This window comes from Brucella thiophenivorans, assembly GCF_002252445.1.
Taxonomy (GTDB): domain Bacteria; phylum Pseudomonadota; class Alphaproteobacteria; order Rhizobiales; family Rhizobiaceae; genus Brucella; species Brucella thiophenivorans.
This window is the reverse complement of sequence record NZ_NNRJ01000019.1, coordinates 37,864-59,291: the sequence shown is the minus strand read 5'-3', so window position 1 is coordinate 59,291 and position 21,428 is coordinate 37,864. Positions and strand designations below refer to the sequence as shown.

Below are 21,428 nucleotides of genomic sequence, written 5' to 3'. Positions count from 1 at the left end.
GCCGAAAGCGACGAGGCATGAAACAAGCGCGAATATGAATTACCGTCACGCCTATCACGCTGGAAACTTTGCCGATGTCGTAAAACACGTCATCCTTTCCCGCATTGTTGAATATCTCAAACGCAAGGATCAAGCCTTTCGCGTGATCGATACCCATGCGGGTATCGGACTTTACGATCTGCGCGGCACAGAGGCTGGTAAAACAGGCGAATGGGTCGGCGGCATTCGTCGTGTGGTCGACGCGATTGAAAAAGGCGAAATTTCGCCCCAGACAATCGAGCTGTTGCAGCCTTATCTCGATGCCGTTCGGTCCGTGAATAAGGGCAATGAGCTCAAGCATTATCCCGGCTCACCTTTGCTCACACGCCATATGCTGCGAAAGCAGGATCGTCTTTCGGCTATTGAGTTGCATCCGCAAGATGCCAAAAAACTCGCCAAGCTTTTTGACGGTGATTATCAGGCCCGCGTCATTGAACTTGATGGCTGGCTGTCGCTGGGTGCGCATATGCCGCCAAAGGAAAAGCGCGGTCTGGTGCTGGTCGACCCGCCGTTTGAGATCGCAGGCGAATTTGATCGCCTCGTTGACGGTCTGGTGAAAGCTTACAAGCGCTTTCCCGGTGGCACTTTTGCGCTCTGGTATCCGGTCAAAGACCGTAAGGAAACTGAGCGCTTTACAAAGCGTCTGCGGGAAACCGAAATTCCGAAAATCATGAAGATCGAGCTTGCGATTCGCGCACCATCTTTGGAACCGCGTCTTGATGGAACCGGCATGATTGTCGTCAACCCGCCGTTTACACTGGAAAGTGAGATGCAAATCCTCCTTCCCTGCCTTACCAAATTGCTTACCGAAGAAAAGGGCAGCAATTTCAGCATGCAATGGATAAGAACCGAGACGGATCGCACTTGACCGCCGCCCATTGCTGAATGAAACTGCACCTCATCAGTTTTTAAACGAGCGTCACGCTCGAATTGTTGGACAGGATAGGGATATGGATCGCAAATTGGATCGCATTGGACAGTTTTCTCGGTCAGCACTTCTGGCTGCGTCAGTTCTTCCGTTGGCATTCGTCTCGCTGCCTGCAAGCGCGGCTGATTATCTTGCTCAATCACCAGTTGCGGTAGGTGATGCCGGTCTCTGTAACCAGCAGAGCGTGCTGCGCCGTGTTGTTTCGGATTTCGGCTATCAGGTTCGCCATGTTCCTAACCTACCGCAGGTCGGAATTTCCGCTATGAGCGATGTACGTCTCACCCGTTATGAACCCAAAAACAATCCAGCTCAGATTGAGCGGACCTATTGTCAGGCGACTGCCGTGTTGAGCGACGGTCAATATCGTCCGGTCTGGTACATGGTTGAAGAAGGCCAGGGCTTTGCGGGCGTTGGCAGCAATGTCGAGTTCTGCGTTGACGGCTTTGATCGCTGGTATGTCTTTGACGCAAGCTGCCGCGTTTTACGCTGATCGTGCGGCCGATGTTGCGCAAACTTGCGGCGATTTCAGTTGCCGTTCTTGCCACTTCATTTTTCGCGCTGCCAGCAATAGCGCAGGACCGGGGCAATTACCGCCCCGGTGATTTCGACTTTTACGTACTCTCCCTTTCATGGTCACCAAGCTATTGCTTCCTTGAAGGCCCAAGAGCCAACAAGCAGCAATGCGGGACAACGCGCCCTTTCGGCTTTGTCGTTCATGGCCTCTGGCCGCAGAACGAGTTTGGCTATCCGGCTAATTGCCAGTTTGACAATGCGAGCAGTCGCGGCAGTTTTGTGCCACGCCAAATTGTTTCAAGCGTTCTCGACATCATGCCCTCGACGGGTCTCATCGCGCATCAGTGGCGAAAACATGGAAGCTGTTCGGGGCTTGCGCAAAGCGAATATTTCTCAACGGTGCGTCAGGCCTTTGAGCAAGTGAATGTTCCGCCAAGCCTTCGCAATCTTGCAACGTCACGGCGTATTGATCCCATTCTGGTCGAAAAAGCCTTTGTTACGGCCAATCCAGGGATGAGGCCCGATGGCATATCCGTTTCCTGCAAAAACAATTATCTTCAGGAAGTCCGCATCTGCATGACCAAGGATCTCAAGTTTCGCGACTGTGAACAGATAGATTCCAAGGCATGCCGCAGCCATTCCGTTAACATGCCTGCAAATCGATAGATTTTAAATATCAGGAATAATCATGACCCAAATTCTCTATTCTCCCGCTTCGCCCTATAGTGCGAAAGTGCGCATGGCAGCCCAATATGCTGGCATTCCTTTTGAGAGTGTGGTCGTGACCACATCTGCCGAGCCTGAAAACCTCGTCAGCGCCAATCCGCTTGGAAAAATTCCAACTTTGCTCACAGATGACGGCAAGAGTGTTTTCGATAGCCGCGCGATTATGCAGTATCTCAACCGCGTATCTGGAAATAAAATTTTCCCACGCAATGCCGAAAAGCGGACCGATGCGGAACGCTTAGAAGCCATCGCAGATGGTCTTTCCGATGTTTTGCTTGCCCATGTTTATGAGCGCCGTGCACGACCAGAGGAGAAAATTCATCAGCCATGGCTTGATTTGCAATGGCGTAAGGCCGAACGCACTCTCGATCTTTTGAACGAAGCGCCGCCACGCCTTGCAGCGAAACTGCACGGCGGTCATTTGGCCGTTGCAGCAACGCTCGGCTATCTCGCGTTGCGTTTTGAAGGCAAATGGGAGCGTGGTCGTCCAAAGCTCAAGCGCTGGATGAAGCGGTTTGAGGAGTTGCATCCAGACTTGGTGAAACTTCTTCCACAAGGTTGATAATACAAAAAAACCGGGCAGTTTCCTGCCCGGTTTTTTTCAGTTTAATTAAGCAGTTAAGCCGTAATTAGAACTTGTAGCCAAGACCAACGCGGATGTCCTGCGTGTCCAGCTTGTTACGAACAGTTTCAGTACCAAGATCGTAGTTCTTGTTACCGAACTGGGTGTAGCGATATTCAACGCGGCCCAGAATGTTTTCGGTCAGCTTTGCTTCCATACCAACGCCTGCAGTCCAACCAACGCGGAACTTGCTTTCGTCATCAACAGAGTTGCTGAGCTTAATCTGCGAACCAGCAACACCAGCAGTGATGTAAGGCAGAACTGGGTTCATATCGTAACCAAGACGGCCACGGAGCGAGCCTTCGAAGCCCTGCTTAACTTCCAGACCATCGCGGGATTTCTTGGCTGCGGAGTAACCTGCATCACCTTCAACACCGTATACGAACTGATCCTGCTGGAAGTTCCAGCCAGCATAGGCTCCGCCCTTCCAGTCGTCTGGCTTGATCGTAGGATTGCTAAAGGCAGACGATTCGTTCTTCGACTTGTTCCAACCGTAGCCGAGATACAAACCAGTGTAACCACCAGCCCAGCTGTACTGAGGAGCCATTTCAACTGGTGCTGGAACAGGAGGCTGTTCCATGATTGCGTCTGCTGCGAAGGCAGTTGCAGAGAACGGCAGCAGCGCAGCCGAGGCGATTACGAGAGACTTAAGAGTGCGCATTGCATTCTCCTTCAATAAATTACCTTTAGCGCGGTCCCTTATCGGGCGGGCAGCAATTGGGGAGTGATACCCATGCCGCGCTGACAGGACAGACATATCGACGGTAAATGCGGCATGATCTGCTCCCTCGTGTGGAGAGAACCTGTCGAGAACATGGCAAAATTGCGATGTTGCATTCTGGCAACGCTTTAATGTCGCTCCTATATAAGAGCGAGCTACATATGAAGCTTCCCATGAATACAAGATAGTCAAATTGAAACCACTGAATTTGCTTGGTTTTTGTCAGCAGAGAGAGCTAGAGTTCTAATTTTTCGCTGTATTTTTCTCTGCAAAATGCCATGAATCAACACGATGAATCACGATAAGAAAGTGTTTACCCTGTTGGAAAATCCGCAAACCAAATCGCTTGCAAATTGCCCAGTTCTGGTAACGGGCGGTGCGCGGCGTATCGGAAAAGCCATCGTCCAAGACCTGGCTCGACAGGGTTTTCCGGTGGCAATCCATTGCAATCTTTCCGTTCGCCCTGCGCAGGAACTTGCAGCGCAAATCATCGACAATGGCGGCAAAGCTTGTGTTGTGCAGGCAGATCTTGCGAATGAAAACGACGTCCGCGGATTGCTTAAACAGGCTGCAGATCAGCTTGGTCCGATTCGCCTGCTCGTAAACAACGCTTCGCTCTTTGAAGACGACCGAATCGGCAATCTCGATATGCAGCTATGGGATCGCCATTTTGCACTTCATCTCAAGACGCCGGTTATTCTTGCAGAAGAAATGGCAAAGGCACTACCCGACGAGAGCGATGGTCTGATTATCAATGTGATCGACCAGCGGGTATGGAAACTCAATCCGCAGTTCTTTTCCTATACGCTTTCAAAGACTGCCCTTTGGAATGCCACCAAAACGCTGGCGCAGGCGCTTGCGCCGCGTATACGTGTCAATGCCATCGCCCCCGGCCCCACTTTGCCAAGCGAAAGGCAGAATGCGGACGACTTTGAGTTGCAAGTCAGTCGACTGCCATTAAAACGAGCGCCCGATCTGTCAGAATTTGGACGCACTATTGCTTATTTCTGGGAAAGCCGGTCGGTTACAGGCCAGATGATTGCCCTTGATGGCGGACAGCATCTGGCTTGGGAAACGCCGGACATAGCAGGAATTATCGAATGACCGGCCCAGGCAAACCCAATGATGATGTCTCACACCTGCCATCAGATGATGAGCAGTACGTGGCTGGCATTATTGTCGGCGATGTGGAGATGGATGATGATGACGATCTGGAGGAGATCGTACCTGTTGCTTCTGCCGCCGATTCGATACAGTGGGATTCCTCAGAGGGTCTGCCGGATACAAAGGGCTTAAGCGGCGCCGACATCATCAATGCCTTCGTCAAACATCTGCCAAACAATCCCGGCGTCTATCGCATGTTCAACAGTTCTGGCGATGTGCTTTATGTCGGCAAAGCGCGCAGTCTGAAAAAACGCGTTTCCAATTATGCGCGCGGTATTGGTCATTCCAATCGCATCACACGCATGATCAGCGACACGGTGACGATGGAATTTGTTGTCACGCGCACGGAAACCGAAGCACTGCTGCTTGAAGCTAACCTCATCAAGCGCTTGCGCCCGCGTTTTAATGTGCTTTTACGTGACGATAAGTCGTTCCCCTATATTCTGTTGACGGGAAACCATCGCGCGCCAGGCATTTTCAAACATCGTGGCGCACGCTCACGCAAGGGTGAATATTTCGGTCCATTTGCATCGGGTGGCGCGGTGACACGCACCATCAATGCACTTCAGCGTGCATTTTTGCTGCGCACCTGCACAGATTCGGTGTTTGAAAGCCGCACCCGTCCTTGCTTACTTTACCAGATCAAACGCTGTTCGGGTCCATGCACGCATGAGATCAGCGATGAGGATTATGCAGAGCTTGTGAGCGAGGCCAAAGCCTTCCTTTCCGGCAAAAGCCAGAACGTCAAAGATCATCTTGCCAAAGCTATGCAGGCGGCATCTGCTGATCTCGATTTTGAACATGCCGCCGTTTATCGCGACCGGCTTTCCGCACTTTCGCATGTGCAATCGCATCAGGGCATCAATCCGCAGACGGTGGAAGAAGCCGATGTTTTCGCAATCCATCAGGAAGGTGGCATGACCTGTATTCAGGTTTTCTTCTTCCGCACCGGTCAGAACTGGGGCAACCGCGCCTATTTCCCCAAAGCCGACAGCTCGCTCGGGCCTGCGGAAGTGCTAGGCGCCTTCCTGTCGCAGTTCTACGATGACAAGCCGTGCCCGAAGCTGGTTCTGCTTTCAGAAAGCGTTGAAGATCAGACACTTCTTGCGGATGCCTTATCTACCCGCGCCAATTATCGTGTACAGGTGAATGTGCCGCAGCGTGGCGAAAAGAAAGAGCTGGTCGACCATGCATTGACCAATGCCCGCGAAGCATTGGGGCGCAGGCTCGCAGAAACATCCTCGCAAACACGGCTACTCAAAGGTCTGGCGGAAACGTTTGGTCTTGCCAATGTGCCGCGACGCATCGAAGTTTATGACAACTCGCATATTATGGGCACGAATGCAGTCGGCGGCATGATCGTTGCAGGGCCGGAAGGTTTTGTGAAGAATCAGTATCGCAAGTTCAATATCAAATCGACGGACATCACGCCCGGCGACGATTTTGGCATGATGCGCGAAGTGATTGAACGCCGGTTTTCTCGACTGGTGAAGGAACACGGCGCGCCAGACCCTGTAAGCGACACCGAAACCAACGATGCTTTCCCTTCATGGCCTGATGTCATTCTTATCGATGGTGGTCAGGGACAGGTCGGAGCAGTACGTCAGATTCTTTCCGAATTGGGTATCAATCATCTGGTAACGTCGATTGGTATCGCCAAGGGTGTGGATCGCGAGGCCGGACGTGAACGCTTTTTCGTTGAAGGCAAACAGGCTTTCACGCTGCCGCCGCGCGATCCTGTACTCTATTTCATTCAGCGTATGCGCGATGAAGCGCATCGGTTCGCCATCGGCACACATCGCGCACGGCGCAAAAAAGATTTCGTTGCAAACCCGCTGGATGAAATTTCGGGAATCGGCCCAACGCGCAAACGGGCGCTGCTCCATCATTTTGGCACCGCCAAAGCAGTATCGAGAGCGGCGATTGAAGACCTGATGCAGATTGATGGCATATCAGAAGCCATCGCGCGCACGATTCACGATCATTTTCATGACCGATGACGTAATTTTGTCCGGGTTTGGGCAACTATTCCTCCACAGGCGTCATTACGTCCCGAAAGAACACATGAGCAGGTGTTGATTTTCTATGCCATCCCTGTTGATGTGCACCTACAACGAATGCGGCGGAACAATGCGTAACAATCACACTCTTTCTTTGCCAAACATCCTGACTTACGTGAGAATTCTGGCGGTGCCTCTGGTCGCACTGTGCTTTTTCATCGAAGGTCGCCTTCATTCCAGTGATTTTGCGCGTTGGTCTGCATTGGGAATTTTTGTCTTCGCAAGCATTACAGACTTTTTCGATGGCTATCTCGCACGGGCCTGGAAACAGACCTCAACGATTGGGCGCATGCTCGATCCGATTGCAGATAAGCTGCTGGTTTCCACCTGTCTTCTTTTGCTAGCGGCCGATCCTGCAAAGACCATTGCGGGCTGGAGCCTGTGGGCAGCAATTATCATTCTCTGCCGTGAAATTCTTGTTTCAGGTCTGCGTGAATATCTTGCCGAACTCAAAGTGAGCGTTCCAGTTTCGCAGCTTGCAAAATGGAAAACCACCGCACAGATGGTTGCACTTGCATTCCTGCTTGCCGGTCCTGCAGGGGAAAAAGTCCTGCCTTACACGACCGAAATCGGCATTACATTGCTTTGGATTTCTGCAATCCTGACGCTTTACACCGGTTGGGATTATTTCCGTGCAGGCCTTAAACATGTCATGGATTGATGAATATGCGCGTAAAGCTCGTCTATTTCGCCTGGGTGCGTGAGAATATCGGCAAAGGAGAGGAAGTGATCGATCTTCCTTCCGACACCATTACCGTTGGTGAACTCATCTCACATCTTAAAACGCTTGGCGACGAGTATGAAATCGCTTTTGAGCATGAAAAAGTCATTCGAGCCGCCATCAATCAAGAGCATGCCGAGCATAACGAACTGGTCAGAGACGGCAATGAAGTGGCACTTTTCCCGCCCATGACAGGTGGCTGAAATGGCAGGATTTGAAACCTGCCCGCTTTTCATCGATGTCCGCAATGCCGACTTCGACATAGCCGAAGAAATCCGTAAGCTCGGTGATGGTCGCAAGGATATAGGTGCAGTTGTCAGTTTCACCGGTCTTTGCCGCGATGAGGGCGGCAAATTGTCTGCGCTTGAACTCGAACATTATCCGGGGATGGCGCAAGCGGAGATCCACCGCATTGCTCAAGAAGCCATTGCTCGCTGGCCACTCTGTGGCGTTTCAATCATTCATCGCTATGGTCTTATTGAGCCGGGCGAAAATATTGTTCTTGTTGTCACCGCATCGTCGCACCGTCAGGCAGCATTTGAAGCTGCATCCTTCCTCATGGATTTCATGAAAACCGGAGCGCCGTTCTGGAAACGTGAGCATCTGATTAATGGCGAAATCGGCGGCTGGGTCGAATCAAAGGCAGAAGATGATCAAAGCCGAGAGCGTTGGGAGAACCGATGAGATTGGGCTTAATTGCGCCCAAGATGACGTTCGCAAAATTCTTTTTCTAATTCAGCAAATATCATAATATCCATTTAATTGCGAATTAACTATTTAACCCCCTAGAATATAGGGAGATATGAATGGCAAATAATCGTGCCGCCACAATTTTCACATGAAGCAACGTTTAATGTTTGCCTCATTAATTATGATGCGTCGCAGATTCGGATAGCAAAAATATCCGTCAAAATATTTGCAGCCGCATGATTATAAATATGGGGAGCGGAAGTTTCGGATTTGGCAATGCTAAAAGGTTTGACAAAAACACTTTCTATCGTGGCAGCGCTCACTGCAGGCATTGGCATGCTCGGTGGTGCCGCAATGTTTGTCACCACGTCCATGCCTACGGCAAGTATTGCTGCCGAAAAAACAATAAGCGGCAAGGCTATCTATCGTGAGCGTATTGCCTTGCCTCCCGAAGCCCACCTCATCGTACAGCTCGTTGATGTTTCTCTGGCTGATGCCCCCTCTAAGATAATTGGCGAGACACGGATCGAAGCACCGCAGGGCTCGCCTATTCCGTTTGCGATCAGCTTCGACACAGACAAAGTCGAACCTCAGCACACTTATGCCCTTCAAGCGCGCATCGCAGCCGGTGACACGCTATGGTTCGTCAATGACGAGCGTTATACCGTTGATCCAAAAGATGCCGCAGCGCCTATCGAACTCAAGCTCGTTATGGTTCGAAAAGCCACTGACGAAGCCGTTGCAATTGGGATCGAAGGTAAAGATTGGCTCGCGGAAGATATACAGGGGGGCGGCGTCGTCGATACGGCACAAACCACTTTACTGGTCGATTCTGACGGTACAGCCAGCGGATCAGGCGGCTGCAATCGCTTCATGAGCAAGGCTGTGATTTCGGGAAGCAGTATTTCATTTGCCGAAATCGGCTCAACCTATATGCAGTGCCCCCCCGCGCTCATGAACCAGGAGCGCAAGTTCCTTGATGTTCTGAGTAAAACGCGCACATACAAACTTGATGCAGGCAAACTCGTTCTCATTGATGAAGGTGGCGACGAATTGGCACGGCTTTCACAAAGCCTTTAATCCCTTGCATATGTCATAAAAAAAGCCCGGTCTCGCGACCGGGCTTTTTTCGTTCGTGATCTCAGCAATTAGCCAACGATTTCGGTGCCGGAGAACCAATAAGCGATTTCTTCAGCAGCGGTTTCAGGAGCATCCGAACCGTGAACCGAGTTTTCGCCGATCGACAGAGCGAATTCCTTACGGATTGTGCCAGCGTCTGCGTTTGCAGGGTTGGTTGCGCCCATGACTTCACGATTCTTCAGAATGGCGTTTTCGCCTTCGAGAACCTGAACAATGGTTGGACCCGACGACATGGATTCAACCAGCTCACCAAAGAAAGGACGCTCTTTGTGAACAGCGTAGAAGCCTTCAGCTTCACGGGTGCTCATCCAAACGCGCTTGGAAGCAACAACACGCAGACCAGCTTCTTCAAGCTTGGTGGTGATCGCACCGGTCAGGTTGCGGCGGGTTGCATCAGGCTTGATCATGGAGAAGGTACGTTCGATTGCCATAGGACACCTTGTATGATGGAAAATTCGGAAAGTGAGGCTCTATAACGTCGATAGGCCCGATTGCCAAGGGGGAGCCCCTCGCCAACACGCTTATCAGCTTGAGACGGCAGAAAATTGACTGCATAGATGGGGACAGTTGATTCACTGAAGCGCCGTGCGGCTCTTTGGGGCACAAACTACACTCTAACTTTTTGTCTTTCCGCACTTATCCTAGGCAAAACCGCTTCGCACTTTTTCTGGAAATACTCTCGGGGGAAATCATGGAACAGCACTTCTTAATGTTCGCTCATTACAATCGCTGGGCCAATGACTTGCTCTATTGCGCAGCCGCCGACCTCAGCGATCCGGACTATCGGCTGGATCTCGGACTTTTCTTTGGTTCAATCCATCGCACCTTCAATCACTTGCTGGTCACTGATCGCATCTGGATGAAGCGCTTTACCGGCGAAGGCGATCATCCGCGCGAACTCGATGCCATCATCACCGACGATTTCATAAAACTGCGTAAACTGCGCCGTGCGGAAGATGATCGTATCTGCAACTATATCGAAGGCATGAGCACTGAGCGCCTCGCGGGTCGCTTCACTTACATGACAGCCACCAATGTACGCACGATCAGCCAGCGACTTGCTCCTGCTCTTGGCCATTTGTTCAACCACCAAACCCATCATCGCGGGCAAATCCATGCAGCACTCACGCGGCTCGGGACAGACGCCCCGTCGCTTGATCTCATTCAGTTTCAGCGCATCGAAGCGGGGCGCCGTTTCGCCTGATAGTTAAGAGTTGATACTTGCAGAAAATTTAGAAGCCGTGCAAAAGCCTTTTCACCATGCTTATTCTTGACGACATCTCCGTACGAATCGCCGGACGCCTTCTGATCGACCACGCCAGCGTAACGCTGCCTGCGGGATCGAAGACGGGTTTTGTTGGCCGCAACGGCACCGGAAAATCCACCCTGTTTCGCGTTATTACCGGCGATCTTGCGTCAGAGAGTGGCAGTATTTCACTGCCCCGAAACACGCGCATCGGTCAGGTGGCACAGGAAGCTCCCGGTACAGAAGATGCGCTGATTGAAATTGTCATGAAAGCGGATAAGGAGCGTGCAGCGCTGCTTGAAGAAGCAGAGATTGCCTCCGATCCGCATCGCATTGCAGAAATTCATACCCGCCTTGCCGATATTAATGCGCATTCGGCAGAAGCGCGTGCGGGCGCGATCCTGTCAGGTCTCGGGTTTAATGCCGAAGCGCAGCGCAGACCTGCTTCCGCCTTTTCCGGTGGCTGGCGGATGCGCGTGGCACTTGCAGCGGTGCTGTTTGCCGAACCCGATCTCTTGCTGCTCGACGAACCAACCAACTATCTCGATCTGGAAGGCGTGTTGTGGCTGGTTGATTATGTGAAGCGCTATCCGCACACGGTTATCATCATCAGCCATGATCGTGATCTGTTGAACTCTGCCACGTCATCGATCATGCATCTTGATCAGAAGAAGATCAGCTTCTGGCGCGGCAATTACGACCAGTTCGAGCGGCAGCGCCATGAAATGCTGGAGCTTCAGCAAAAAGCCCATGCCAAGCAGGAAGCGCACCGCAAGCATATGGAATCCTTCGTGGAGCGTTTCCGGGCCAAGGCAACCAAGGCACGTCAGGCGCAATCGCGCATGAAGGCGCTGGAAAAGCTCAAACCCATTGAGCTTTATGTCGACAGCAATGTGCAGCCATTCCGGTTTCCCGATGCAGACAAGAAAACAGCATCGCCAATTATCGCACTGGATAACGCCGATGTCGGTTATGTGCCGGGCAAGCCTGTCCTGCGTAATGTGACGCTGCGCATCGATAATGATGACCGCATTGCATTGCTCGGTTCAAACGGTAATGGCAAGTCGACGCTCGCCAAGCTGATTGCCGGACGCTTGCAGCCCGAAAAGGGTGATCTTACGCTGTCACCAAGCCTGAAAGTCGCTTTCTTCGCGCAGCATCAGATGGATGATCTGATCCCCGAAGACAATGCAATTGAGCATGTGCGCAAGCTCATGCCAGGTGAGCTGGAAGCAAAAGTTCGCGCCCGCGTTGCCCAGATGGGGCTTTCGACCGAAAAGATGCTCACACCGGCCAGAGATTTGTCCGGCGGTGAAAAAGCACGTCTTCTCATGGGCCTCGCGACTTTTCATGGTCCGAACCTGCTGATCCTTGATGAGCCGACCAACCATCTTGACATCGACAGCCGCGAAGAACTCGTTCATGCACTCAATGCATTTAATGGCGCAGTTATTCTGATCGCTCACGACCGCCACCTGATCGAAGCAACCATGGAACGTCTGTGGCTTGTGCGTGAGGGCGGGGTAAAAGCGTTTGATGGCGATCTTGATGAATATCGCCAGATTGTTCTTAGCGATGCCAAGGGCGAACAGGTATCAGAACGTGACGAAGGGCCGAAGGTTAACAAAGCAGAGCAGCGCAAACTTGCTGCACAGAAGCGTGAAACGATGGCTCCCTTGCTCAAAAAGATCAAGGAAACCGAGAGCTTGATGCAGAAACTGCAGAAACAGATTCACGGCTTCACAACACAATTGGAAGACCCTGCTCTCTATGAAAAAGAGCCGCAGAAGGCGATCCGCATCAACAAGGAAATGAGCGATGCTAAATCATCGCTCGCGCAAGCCGAAGACAAATGGCTGGAAATGTCTTCTGAATATGAAGATGCAATGGCTGAATAAATATTATTCAGCCCGCCGACGAATGCGCGTGCGCATTAGCGCATAAACGCCGAGAACGCCAACAACGAGCCCAATCGTTGTGTAGGTCTCATCCGCTTCGTCAGCACCACGGCGCAGAACGAGTTCAGCTTTTGAGAGTTGCAGACCGTCCGTGTTGCCCTGAACGGCGCGGAACACGTAATTGCCCGAAAGAACCGGATCAATATCGCCTGCGCTTTGACGAAGCACACTGCCATCCTGCGGACGATCCGTATTGATCGAGCTGCTGGTCGATGCAAAATCGAGACCTTGCGATAAAACCGGCATACCATTTCGGCTGACCGCGAGCGTTACAGCCGAACGCCGATCAGCAGGCACATAGCCCGGCAATGGAATAGCATCCAGAAAGATACGCACCGGTGCGTCGCTTGCGGCAAGCGGAATTTCCTGCGTGATGAAACCGCTCTCGCGACTTTCAAGGATCGGCCAGCGACCAATCTCGTCGCCAGTGAAATGTCGCACATACCAGGGATAACCAAGAGCCAGACTAAAGCCCGCGACAATCATTGCGATGAAAACAGCGCGCATCAGGCTTTACGCTCCCAGCGACGATCCGGTGTCTGCTGCCAATAGGTCAAATCGTGGTTCTCCGTCTTGAAGGCTTTCCACTGTGTACGGGCATGCTCAAGCTGATCCTGATTATGACCATCGAACATGACAACCAGTCGATCATAGCTACTCGCATCTTCGAGCGCTGCACCCTCGACAAGAAAACGAACCGTTGCGCCATTTAGATTGACTTGCGAAGTGGTCAGCAAAACAGGCTGAAGCTCCGGGTTTGGTTCCTGATCGGTGCCATGTGCCACAAAAGACGCATCCGAGAAAGTCCAGAGCAGACTGTCTAAAGTGTCACGCCTTTCCTCGGTCAATGCCTGAATGGTCACGCGCCAACCGCGTGTCAGCGAACGCTCGACAAGGCCCGGAAGAGCTTCATCCAGAGTCGATTCTGTCAGGTGATAAAAGAGGATTTCGGCCATGCGCTCTTTGTATAGGATTTAGCTGGGCTGAGAAAGCGATTCACCTTCTCAGCCCACGCCTTTGTTTCTTTGTTCGTTTCAGCTTTCGAAGTTATCGCGAACGAGACGATCCAGAAGGCGAACGCCATAGCCCGACGCCCAAGTCTGACTATATTCGTTGGTGGGCGATGCCATTGCCGTTCCTGCAACATCCAGATGCGCCCAAGGGGTGTCGCCCACGAAACGCTTGAGGAATTGTGCTGCCGTGATTGCACCGGCATAGCGGCCAGAGCTGTTTTTCATATCGGCAAATTTGGAATCGATCATTTTGTCGTATTCTTTGCCAAGCGGCAGACGCCACAGCTTTTCGCCCGTTGACTGACCAGCTTCGTAGAGCTGGTCTGCCAACTCATCATCATTCGAGAACAGACCCGCATGATGTGTGCCCAGCGCTACGAGAACAGCACCAGTCAGCGTTGCCAGATTGATGATGAACTGCGGTTTGAAGCGGTCATTGGTGTAATGAAGTGCATCGGCGAGCACGAGACGGCCTTCGGCATCGGTGTTGATGACTTCAATCGTCTGACCCGACATCGAAGTTACGATGTCGCCGGGGCGCTGCGCGTTGCCATCGGGCATGTTTTCCACAAGACCAATAACGCCGATTGCGTTCACCTTGGCCTTACGACCTGCGAGTGCGCGCATCAATCCAGTGACGGCAGCAGCACCGCCCATGTCACCCTTCATTTCTTCCATGCCCGCCGCAGGCTTGATCGAAATGCCGCCGGTATCGAACACCACGCCCTTGCCGACAAATGCGACCGGCTTTTCCTTGGATTTAGCACCCTGCCATTCCATGATAACGAGGCGTGGCGGACGAACCGAGCCCTGTGCCACACCCAATAGCGAGCCCATGCCGAGCTTCTTCATTTCCTTTTCGCCCAAAATCTCGACCTTAACGCCGAGCTTTTCAAGCTTCTGAGCTTCTTCTGCAAACTCAACAGGACCGAGAATATTGGCAGGCTCGTTGACCAGATCGCGCGCCTTCAGCACACCATCCGCAACCGCTTCAGCAACTTCGAGCGCTCTTTTGGCGCTATGCACATCTGCTGTATGAATCTGCACCTTGGCAGCGTGCTTTGGCTCATTGGCTTCTTCATTCTTACGGGTCTTGTAGCGATTGAACTCATATGAACGCAGAATCATGCCGAGAGCCACGTCGCCTGCTTCATCGCCGGCGATCGTTGTTTCAGGCAAAGCAAGTGTGAGCGTCGCGCGCTCGGACTTACCGATTCGCGAAAAAGCGGCGCCGCCGATCTTGATCCAGTCGTCATTGCCAAGTTCGCCGGGTTCGCCAACACCCACCAGGACGATCTTGTCGATACCGCCTTCAGACGTTTCAATAGCTTCGGCAGTTTTGCCCAAAGCCCCGGAAAAGCCAGATATTTCAATGATACGCGCGATTTTTTCCGCGCCGCCGACAGCCTGCCCTGCTTCTTCTGCAAAGCCGCCGCCCTTGGCAACCAGAACGATGCTTACGCCTTTATGCGGCGCTGAAAATTCACTGAAAGAAATGGAAGGACGTTTCGACATAACAACTCCAAACAAACTCAGACCATGAGATGACACGATTGTGTCGCGACTTTTCCTTACTCATGTGAGACGAATATGGCGAAACGGCAAGCGCGATACACAATCAAAATCAGTTTTGCGTTAACTCGATAAAAAACTTGCGAGCTTTGGATATGTACCTATCTGTCTTACAGCGAAAAGAGATGAAAACAGGTTGCGTCGATTATTCCAATGGCTTTAGAAACACTGTCGCTGGTATCAGTCAAAAATCTTTAGTACTCTGTTAACCTAATTTCTTCGGCTAATTTTAGCCAAGTCCGTTTAGGCTAGCTATTAATTTTCGAGCCATGATTCTGTTTTAGCGTCGGGCTTTTTCAACTGAACCGGGATGTAAACTCCACCTATGAAATTGATTGAGTTGTACATCCTGCGCCGCGTGGCGGTCATGTTCTTCGCAGTACTCGGTGCTGCGGTGGGCATTACGTGGACGGTACAAGTGCTTCAACGCGTGGACTTTCTCACCACAAGCGGCCAGTCCATTCAGACAATCATTCAGTTCAGTTCGCTGCTTATCCCGTCTGCAATTCCTCTCGTGATGCCCTTTGCGCTGATCATTGCAATTACGCAGACGCTCTCGACGATGAACCAGGATTCCGAACTCGTCGTCATCAATGCATCGGGTGCACCGCGCAGTGCAGTCATGCGTCCTATATTGATGCTCGCGGCTATTATCTCGGTCGTATCATTTCTGGTCGCGAACTATGTCGATCCCTATGCGCGCATGAACATGCGCGCAATGATCGCGAATGCGAGCGCGGATATGCTCAATGTCGTGGTGCAGGAAGGTAATTTCCGCAAACTTGCCGATAATCTTTATATCCAGATCGCAGAGCGCCGTTCAGATGGCAGCATTGGCGGTCTGTTCATCGCCGATTCCCGCGACCCGACGCTTGATCTGATTTATTATGCAGCGGACGGCAACATTGCCACCACGCCGGCTGGCGATATGTTGCTGATGAAGGATGGCGAAGTTCAGCGCCGCGATGTTACTGATGGAACGGTTTCAATCATCAAATTCAATTCCTATGCATTTGATCTGAGCCAGTTCACATCAGCTGGCGATGATTTCGTTATTTATGCCAAGGATCGTCCGCTCTCTTATCTGCTCAACCCCGACCCCAACGATCCGATTCTGCAAACTCGGCCTTTGCGCTACAAAGCAGAGTTGCATCGCCGCTTGTCGGAATGGCTTTATCCGGTGGTTTTTGCAATGATTGCGCTCGCTTATGCAGGGGACTCCCGCTCGCACCGTGAAGCGCGTGTATCAGCGTCCTTCTCGGCGATCAGCACTGCATTGCTTGTCTATTGGGCCGGATATTTCTCCGCAGATCGCGCGGACAAGGACGAAACTTATATCGTTGTGATGTATCTCATACCGCTGGGTGTGATCCTGCTTACTGGTTATGCACTTGTCATGGGACGTCGTATCGGGCTGCCAGACAAATGGAATGATCGTATTCTGGATGGCCTTGATCGGTTAAGAGACCAAATCTCCAGCGTCTATAATCGCGTGATGGGACGATTGCGCAAAGATACAGGAGGTCACGCATGATTGGCTGGACCCTTGGGCGCTATTTCTTTGTCCGTTATGTGCAAATAACATTCTATTTTTTGCTGGGTATCTTCGCGCTGGCTTTGCTGCTCGACTTTACGGAAAACGCCAGCAAGCTTGCTAATTTGCCCGGCTATTCGGTCTGGATCGCACTCGGCATTTCCGCAATGCGCGTCCCCTTCATCATGCAGCAGATGATTCCGTTTGTGGCCTTATTTTCAGCCATGGCGACACTCATTTCGCTCAATCGTAAATATGAGCTTGTCGTGGCACGTTCGGTTGGTGTTTCGGCATGGCAATTTCTGCTGCCAGCTTGTTTTGGTGCTTTGCTGTTCGGTCTGGCAACGATCTTTATTCTTAATCCGTTTGCTGCCTACGGTTTTTCGAAAGCCGATGAAATTGCATCAACGTGGAAAAACGGTAAGGTCACGGATGTCTCTGCCCTTCGTGATCCATGGCTGCGTCAAAAGACTGATGAGGGTGAAACGATTATCGGTGCCAAAAGCATTCTAGATCGTGGCACTACTCTTGCCGATGCTACTTTTATTCAGTTCGATGAAAAGAAGAAAATCAGCAACCGCTACGATGCGCGCACCGCGAAGCTCAAAGACGGTTATTGGGAACTGACTGACGTCACGCGATTCTCGCGCGGTGAAGAACCGCGCAAAATGGAAAGCTTCGATATTCCAACTCAGTTACGACCGGAATATGTCGAGGAGAAGCTTGCCACCCCCGATACGATTCCGTTCACGCAATTGCGTCACAAGATCGAAGTTGCGCGTTCTTTCGGCTATTCTGCAAACGCATTTGACATGCAATACCAGTCACTTCTGGCCCTCCCCGCGCTGTTGATGGCAATGACGCTCATTGCTGCAACAGTGTCTCTGAAATTTGTGCGCTTTGGTCAGTCTGGAGCGATGATTCTGGGTGGCGTTGTTGCTGGCTTCATGCTTTATGTCGTTTCGGTCTTGGTGAAGGCATTCGGGAATGCGGGATTCGTTCCGCCATTCGTTGCTGCCTGGGTTCCAGTTATTATTGCGACATTTTTTGGTGTCTCCTTTTTGTTGCATAAGGAGGATGGTTAGTGGGTTTGAGTAACGCCCGCATGGTATTGCCCCATTCATTCTCGCGTCTCGCACGCGGGACGGCTTTGGTGTGTTCCCTTGCTATACCTTTTATTTCAGTCGCAATTCTCCCTTCGCAGGTTCATGCGCAGGATGCTCTTGGTGCAAATTACCAGAGCGATCCGAATGCACACATGATTTTGCAGGCAGACGAGCTCGTCTATGATCGCGATGTAAACGTCGTTACCGCACAAGGTAAGGTTCGCATCGAGTATGACGGTAATCGCCTCGTTGCGGATCAGGTGACCTATAATCAGCAGACCCGTCGCATGACTGCGACCGGAAATGTCGAGATCGTCGAGCGCGACGGCAACAAAATCTACTCGGATCATCTGGATGTCACAGATAGTTTCCGCGATGGCTTCGTCAATGGCCTGCGCGTCGAAACAACCGACAATACGCGTTTTGCCGCTGAAAGTGCTGAACGCAGCAATGGCGAGATCACCACATTCAATAATGGTGTCTACACCGCCTGTCAGGCTTGCGAAAAAGATCCTGACAAGCCGGTTCTCTGGCAGATCAAGGCACGCAAGATCATCTGGAACAGCGCGACCAAAACCGTGCGTTTCGAGCGTGGCAAGTTCGAGCTGTTCGGTATGCCGCTGGCCTATTTCCCCGCTTTCGAAATGGCCGACCCGACAGTCAAACGCAAAAGCGGCTTTCTGTTTCCGGGCTTTGCCTACAAGGATGATCTCGGCTTCGGCATCAAGAATTCCTATTTCTGGGCGCTTGCACCCAATTACGACCTGACACTGTCGACAACCGCTTATACGAAGCAGGGTTTTCTGACGCAGGCGGAATGGCGTCATCGTCTCGAAAACGGCACCTATAATCTCCAGATCGCGGGAATTCATCAGATGAAGCCCGGCGAGTTTGATGCAAACACAATTGATCGCGAAGAAAAAAATCGCGGAATGATTGCGTCGAAAGGTGATTTCGACATCAATTCGCGTTGGAAAGCAGGCTGGGACATTATGGCCCAGACTGACCGTAATTTCAGCCGTACATATGATCTTGCAGGTTACTCGGGCCAGACACAGGTTTCCAATATTTACCTGCGCGGCATCAATGACCGCAATTACTTCGATCTGAATTTCTATCGCTTTAATGTGCAGGAATCCTATCCCCTCACGTCAGCTTACAGCGATGTTGAGATGCACTCGAAGCAGCCTTGGGTTTTCCCAAGTCTCGACTATTCTTACACAGCGCCAGAATCTGTTTATGGCGGCGAGCTGAACTTCAACAGCAATTTGCAGGTTCTTTATCGAAAGAACGCAAATAGCACTGCTTCGCAGGTTTATGATCCTGCTCTTAATAGGTTTGTTCCACAGCCATACCCACGTATTCCAGGTTTTAGTGGCACAAACACCCGCCTGACGGGCGAAGTTGAGTGGAAGCGCACAATCATCACCGATTCAGGTCTGGTGATTACGCCTTTGCTGGCACTGCGCGCTGATGCGATTAGTGTGAATACGAACTTTGATCCGGCTGTTGCTGGTTTCACAGATGCGGTGGTCAAATCCGAAGCCCTTCGCGCAATGGCGACTGCGGGTCTTGAACTGCGCTGGCCTATCCTGTTTTCGAGCACGAGCTCAACGCATATTCTGGAGCCAATCGCCCAGATCTACATGCGCAACAACGAACGCTATGCTGGCCAACTTCCAAATGAAGATGCGCAGAGCTTCGTCTTCGATGCTACAAACCTTTTCTCGCGTGACAAGTTCTCCGGTTATGATCGCGTTGAAGGTGGGACACGCGCCAACTTAGGTGCTCGCTACTCTGGCAGCTTCGAAAACAGCGACTGGAATCTTTACGCTCTTGCCGGGCAATCCTTCCAGCTTGGTGGTGTGAATTCGTTCGGCACAAGCGATTTTGTCAATGTCGGTGAGGATTCCGGCTTACAAGATGCGCGTTCCGACTATGTCGGTATGATCGGCACGTCCAATTCGACGGGCCTCGCAATAGCGGCACGTGGGCGCTTTGATAAAGGAAATCTCGAAATCAAGCGCGGTGAACTGGAAGCGCAGCAAAACTGGTCTCGCGTGAGCGTCTCAGCCCGCTATGCCTATATTGCCGCACAGCCAGCCTATGGTTATTCGGATATTCGTCAGGAAGTCGGCGGATCTACAAACATAAAGATCAACGACAACTGGAGGGTGTTTGGTTCAGGTACTTATGACCTTGTATCAGATACATTGGTTCGCGCATCTTCCGGTCTTGCTTATGACGATGAGTGCTTCACTTATTCGATGGCTTTTGTTCAAAGCCGCAACCCCGGTGAAAGCAAGGCTTCTAACAGCGTGAACTTTAATATATCTCTTCGAACGCTCGGCGATATTGGTACAGGACAGTCCTTTTAGGCAAATTAGAACTGGAAGCATTCCAACCGCTTCCAGTTTTATTGCATTCTCGCATGCACGAACTCGCCCTTTTTTATCGATTTTATTTAGCTAAGTCTCTCCAAACCCCTCGCAAAATGTTCGCGGGTCATTGTTTCGCCGCACTGGGTCCTCTATACAGTCATCATCATATGATTGGCTTATATTGGGCCGCATGGTGATGCGACGCTCTAATATGTTACGAGATCAGGCAAGCTTCGCATTGCCGACCTGAAGGAACCGGGAAAGAAAGATGATGTTTGCTAAACCTCTTTTCGCCTCCATGATGGGCGCCGCCGTATGTTTCACGGCGCTTGGATCGGCTGCGATGCTGAGCCCGGCCCTCGCCGCGTCAAATTCAGCAGAGGCTAAGATCATTGTGTCCGGCAATGTGATCACCAATGGTGACATTCAGCGCCGCGCCAACTTTTTGAAGTTGCAGCGAAAGGGTGGCAACCTTAACCAGACTGCGCGTCAGGAGCTGACGGAAGAAATGCTCAAGCGCGTCGAAATGAAGACGCGCGGCATTAATATTTCCGACAAGGAAGTTGACGAAGCCTATGCCGGTTTTGCGACACGCAACAAAATGAGCGTAGCGCAGCTAAATCAGGTTATGAATCAGGCTGGAATTACGCCTGACCATTTTAAAAAATACATTATGGTCCAGATGGGCTGGGGTCGCCTTGTCAGCGCACGCTTCCGCGCAACTGGCATGGTCAGTGAGCAGGATGCTGTGCAGCGCATGCTCAAAGATGGCGGCAAGAAGCCGGTTGCGACGGAATATCAGTTGCAGCAAGTTATTTTCGTTGTTCCCAGTTCCAAACGTTCGCCAGCCTTGCTCAGCAAGCGCCGTCAGGAAGCCAATGCATTGCGCTCACGTTTCCAAAGCTGCGACAGCACCCGCCAGCTTACCAAAGGCATGATCGACGTTACCGTGCGCGATCTTGGACGCATTATCGAACAGCAGCTTCCGGGCGAATGGGCGAAGGCTGTGAAGGCAACCAGCGCCAATCGCGCCACAGCACCTCAGGACACTGAAAAAGGTGTTGAGATTCTTGCCGTCTGCTCGACACGTCAGGTATCCGACGACCGCGTTGCACAGCTGGTATTCTCGATGGAAGGTGCGGATTCTGCCTCTGGACAGGAAAAGAAGGCAGATGCACTGAGCAAGAAATATGTCGACGAACTGCGCGAAAAGGCGACCATCGTCAATCGTTAAGACCTGGGCGTTAAGGTCTTGGCAGCCGCCAACTGACCGTATAATTTGAGGGGGCTTCTG

At 51.7% G+C, this 21,428-nt stretch carries 21 protein-coding genes; 16 read left to right on the top strand and 5 right to left on the bottom strand.

Going from position 1 to position 21,428, the window contains the following annotated elements; all coding sequences use genetic code 11:
• Positions 1 to 34: 34 nt before the first annotated feature.
• From CEV31_RS09750 to CEV31_RS09735, 4 genes are all read left to right on the top strand, one after another.
• Positions 35 to 907 carry a 23S rRNA (adenine(2030)-N(6))-methyltransferase RlmJ gene (locus tag CEV31_RS09750; RefSeq protein WP_094506882.1) on the top strand — a complete coding sequence of 291 codons (873 nt, stop codon included), beginning with the start codon at positions 35 to 37 and terminating at the stop codon, positions 905 to 907.
• 82 nt (positions 908 to 989) lie between these two features.
• Positions 990 to 1,457: a phage portal protein gene (locus CEV31_RS09745; RefSeq protein ID WP_094506881.1), complete on the top strand. Its 468-nt coding sequence runs from the start codon at positions 990 to 992 to the stop codon at positions 1,455 to 1,457.
• 11 nt (positions 1,458 to 1,468) lie between these two features.
• Positions 1,469 to 2,146 (top strand): ribonuclease T2 family protein, encoded by a 678-nt coding sequence (locus CEV31_RS09740; protein WP_094506880.1) that lies wholly within the window; start codon positions 1,469 to 1,471, stop codon positions 2,144 to 2,146.
• Positions 2,147 to 2,168: 22 nt separating this feature from the next.
• On the top strand, positions 2,169 to 2,768 hold the full coding sequence (locus CEV31_RS09735) for a glutathione S-transferase (RefSeq protein WP_094506879.1): 600 nt from the start codon (positions 2,169 to 2,171) through the stop codon (positions 2,766 to 2,768).
• Positions 2,769 to 2,835: 67 nt separating this feature from the next.
• On the opposite strand, the gene omp25 is transcribed toward CEV31_RS09735, so the two are convergent.
• Positions 2,836 to 3,489, bottom strand: a complete 654-nt coding sequence (gene omp25, locus CEV31_RS09730) for an outer membrane protein Omp25 (protein ID WP_094506878.1) — start codon at positions 3,487 to 3,489, stop codon at positions 2,836 to 2,838.
• Positions 3,490 to 3,840: 351 nt separating this feature from the next.
• Here omp25 and CEV31_RS09725 point away from each other — a divergent pair, with 351 nt between their 5' ends.
• From CEV31_RS09725 to CEV31_RS09700, 6 genes are all read left to right on the top strand, one after another.
• Positions 3,841 to 4,653, top strand: a complete 813-nt coding sequence (locus tag CEV31_RS09725; RefSeq protein WP_094506877.1) for an SDR family oxidoreductase — start codon at positions 3,841 to 3,843, stop codon at positions 4,651 to 4,653.
• Positions 4,654 to 4,742: 89 nt separating this feature from the next.
• Positions 4,743 to 6,713 (top strand): excinuclease ABC subunit UvrC, encoded by a 1,971-nt coding sequence (uvrC, locus tag CEV31_RS09720; RefSeq protein WP_094507296.1) that lies wholly within the window; start codon positions 4,743 to 4,745, stop codon positions 6,711 to 6,713.
• Positions 6,714 to 6,843: 130 nt separating this feature from the next.
• Positions 6,844 to 7,434, top strand: coding sequence for a CDP-diacylglycerol--glycerol-3-phosphate 3-phosphatidyltransferase (pgsA, locus tag CEV31_RS09715; RefSeq protein WP_094507295.1), 591 nt, complete (start codon positions 6,844 to 6,846; stop codon positions 7,432 to 7,434).
• Positions 7,435 to 7,439: 5 nt separating this feature from the next.
• A complete protein-coding gene (gene moaD / locus CEV31_RS09710) occupies positions 7,440 to 7,697 on the top strand; it encodes a molybdopterin converting factor subunit 1 (protein WP_094507294.1) in 258 nt (85 codons plus the stop codon).
• 1 nt (position 7,698) lies between these two features.
• Complete coding sequence (locus tag CEV31_RS09705) at positions 7,699 to 8,178, top strand: molybdenum cofactor biosynthesis protein MoaE (RefSeq protein ID WP_094506876.1); 480 nt, start codon at positions 7,699 to 7,701, stop codon at positions 8,176 to 8,178.
• A gap of 282 nt (positions 8,179 to 8,460) precedes the next feature.
• The gene (locus CEV31_RS09700; RefSeq protein WP_094506875.1) at positions 8,461 to 9,264 is read left to right on the top strand and encodes an META domain-containing protein; all 804 of its coding nucleotides are present in this window, start codon (positions 8,461 to 8,463) and stop codon (positions 9,262 to 9,264) included.
• A gap of 68 nt (positions 9,265 to 9,332) precedes the next feature.
• Here the strand turns inward: CEV31_RS09700 and ndk are convergent, their stop codons facing one another.
• Positions 9,333 to 9,755, bottom strand: a complete 423-nt coding sequence (gene ndk / locus CEV31_RS09695) for a nucleoside-diphosphate kinase (RefSeq protein WP_094506874.1) — start codon at positions 9,753 to 9,755, stop codon at positions 9,333 to 9,335.
• A 260-nt stretch (positions 9,756 to 10,015) separates the two neighbouring features.
• Between ndk and CEV31_RS09690 the strand changes: the two genes are divergently transcribed.
• Together CEV31_RS09690 and CEV31_RS09685 are read left to right on the top strand one after the other, a co-directional pair.
• Positions 10,016 to 10,528, top strand: a complete 513-nt coding sequence (locus tag CEV31_RS09690; RefSeq protein WP_094506873.1) for a DinB family protein — start codon at positions 10,016 to 10,018, stop codon at positions 10,526 to 10,528.
• A gap of 56 nt (positions 10,529 to 10,584) precedes the next feature.
• Positions 10,585 to 12,468 (top strand): ABC-F family ATP-binding cassette domain-containing protein, encoded by a 1,884-nt coding sequence (locus CEV31_RS09685; protein ID WP_094506872.1) that lies wholly within the window; start codon positions 10,585 to 10,587, stop codon positions 12,466 to 12,468.
• A 3-nt stretch (positions 12,469 to 12,471) separates the two neighbouring features.
• Here CEV31_RS09685 and bspB read toward each other — a convergent pair whose 3' ends face one another.
• The 3 genes from bspB to CEV31_RS09670 form a co-directional block, all read right to left on the bottom strand.
• A complete protein-coding gene (gene bspB / locus CEV31_RS09680; protein ID WP_094506871.1) occupies positions 12,472 to 13,035 on the bottom strand; it encodes a type IV secretion system effector BspB in 564 nt (187 codons plus the stop codon).
• Positions 13,035 to 13,484, bottom strand: coding sequence for a DNA polymerase III subunit chi (locus CEV31_RS09675; RefSeq protein WP_094506870.1), 450 nt, complete (start codon positions 13,482 to 13,484; stop codon positions 13,035 to 13,037). Before CEV31_RS09675 ends, bspB begins: the two co-directional genes overlap by 1 nt.
• A 78-nt stretch (positions 13,485 to 13,562) precedes the next feature.
• A complete protein-coding gene (locus tag CEV31_RS09670; RefSeq protein WP_094506869.1) occupies positions 13,563 to 15,056 on the bottom strand; it encodes a leucyl aminopeptidase in 1,494 nt (497 codons plus the stop codon).
• Positions 15,057 to 15,438: 382 nt separating this feature from the next.
• Between CEV31_RS09670 and lptF the strand changes: the two genes are divergently transcribed.
• The 4 genes from lptF to CEV31_RS09650 all read left to right on the top strand — a co-directional run bounded on the left by lptF (position 15,439) and on the right by CEV31_RS09650 (position 21,368).
• Positions 15,439 to 16,647 (top strand): LPS export ABC transporter permease LptF, encoded by a 1,209-nt coding sequence (gene lptF, locus CEV31_RS09665; protein ID WP_094506868.1) that lies wholly within the window; start codon positions 15,439 to 15,441, stop codon positions 16,645 to 16,647.
• On the top strand, positions 16,644 to 17,732 hold the full coding sequence (gene lptG, locus CEV31_RS09660; protein WP_094506867.1) for an LPS export ABC transporter permease LptG: 1,089 nt from the start codon (positions 16,644 to 16,646) through the stop codon (positions 17,730 to 17,732). The genes lptF and lptG overlap by 4 nt, the downstream gene beginning before the upstream one ends.
• A gap of 20 nt (positions 17,733 to 17,752) precedes the next feature.
• The gene (locus CEV31_RS09655; protein WP_094506866.1) at positions 17,753 to 20,131 is read left to right on the top strand and encodes an LPS-assembly protein LptD; all 2,379 of its coding nucleotides are present in this window, start codon (positions 17,753 to 17,755) and stop codon (positions 20,129 to 20,131) included.
• A 271-nt stretch (positions 20,132 to 20,402) separates the two neighbouring features.
• Positions 20,403 to 21,368, top strand: a complete 966-nt coding sequence (locus tag CEV31_RS09650) for a SurA N-terminal domain-containing protein (RefSeq protein ID WP_094506865.1) — start codon at positions 20,403 to 20,405, stop codon at positions 21,366 to 21,368.
• Positions 21,369 to 21,428 lie beyond the last annotated feature (60 nt).

Excerpts from the sequence above, each read along its gene's own strand:
- CEV31_RS09740 (WP_094506880.1), top strand. The coding sequence starts at position 1,469 with ATGTTGCGCAAACTTGCGGCGATTTCAGTTGCCGTTCTTGCCACTTCA.
- CEV31_RS09685 (WP_094506872.1), top strand. The coding sequence starts at position 10,585 with ATGCTTATTCTTGACGACATCTCCGTACGAATCGCCGGACGCCTTCTG.
- CEV31_RS09705 (WP_094506876.1), top strand. The coding sequence starts at position 7,699 with ATGGCAGGATTTGAAACCTGCCCGCTTTTCATCGATGTCCGCAATGCC.
- pgsA (WP_094507295.1), top strand. The coding sequence starts at position 6,844 with ATGCGTAACAATCACACTCTTTCTTTGCCAAACATCCTGACTTACGTG.
- CEV31_RS09675 (WP_094506870.1), bottom strand. The coding sequence starts at position 13,484 with ATGGCCGAAATCCTCTTTTATCACCTGACAGAATCGACTCTGGATGAA.
- CEV31_RS09700 (WP_094506875.1), top strand. The coding sequence starts at position 8,461 with ATGCTAAAAGGTTTGACAAAAACACTTTCTATCGTGGCAGCGCTCACT.
- CEV31_RS09690 (WP_094506873.1), top strand. The coding sequence starts at position 10,016 with ATGGAACAGCACTTCTTAATGTTCGCTCATTACAATCGCTGGGCCAAT.
- CEV31_RS09745 (WP_094506881.1), top strand. The coding sequence starts at position 990 with ATGGATCGCAAATTGGATCGCATTGGACAGTTTTCTCGGTCAGCACTT.
- bspB (WP_094506871.1), bottom strand. The coding sequence starts at position 13,035 with ATGCGCGCTGTTTTCATCGCAATGATTGTCGCGGGCTTTAGTCTGGCT.
- uvrC (WP_094507296.1), top strand. The coding sequence starts at position 4,743 with ATGGATGATGATGACGATCTGGAGGAGATCGTACCTGTTGCTTCTGCC.
- ndk (WP_094506874.1), bottom strand. The coding sequence starts at position 9,755 with ATGGCAATCGAACGTACCTTCTCCATGATCAAGCCTGATGCAACCCGC.
- CEV31_RS09725 (WP_094506877.1), top strand. The coding sequence starts at position 3,841 with ATGAATCACGATAAGAAAGTGTTTACCCTGTTGGAAAATCCGCAAACC.
- moaD (WP_094507294.1), top strand. The coding sequence starts at position 7,440 with ATGCGCGTAAAGCTCGTCTATTTCGCCTGGGTGCGTGAGAATATCGGC.
- omp25 (WP_094506878.1), bottom strand. The coding sequence starts at position 3,489 with ATGCGCACTCTTAAGTCTCTCGTAATCGCCTCGGCTGCGCTGCTGCCG.
- lptF (WP_094506868.1), top strand. The coding sequence starts at position 15,439 with ATGAAATTGATTGAGTTGTACATCCTGCGCCGCGTGGCGGTCATGTTC.
- lptG (WP_094506867.1), top strand. The coding sequence starts at position 16,644 with ATGATTGGCTGGACCCTTGGGCGCTATTTCTTTGTCCGTTATGTGCAA.
- CEV31_RS09650 (WP_094506865.1), top strand. The coding sequence starts at position 20,403 with ATGATGTTTGCTAAACCTCTTTTCGCCTCCATGATGGGCGCCGCCGTA.
- CEV31_RS09735 (WP_094506879.1), top strand. The coding sequence starts at position 2,169 with ATGACCCAAATTCTCTATTCTCCCGCTTCGCCCTATAGTGCGAAAGTG.
- CEV31_RS09655 (WP_094506866.1), top strand. The coding sequence starts at position 17,753 with ATGGTATTGCCCCATTCATTCTCGCGTCTCGCACGCGGGACGGCTTTG.
- CEV31_RS09670 (WP_094506869.1), bottom strand. The coding sequence starts at position 15,056 with ATGTCGAAACGTCCTTCCATTTCTTTCAGTGAATTTTCAGCGCCGCAT.
- CEV31_RS09750 (WP_094506882.1), top strand. The coding sequence starts at position 35 with ATGAATTACCGTCACGCCTATCACGCTGGAAACTTTGCCGATGTCGTA.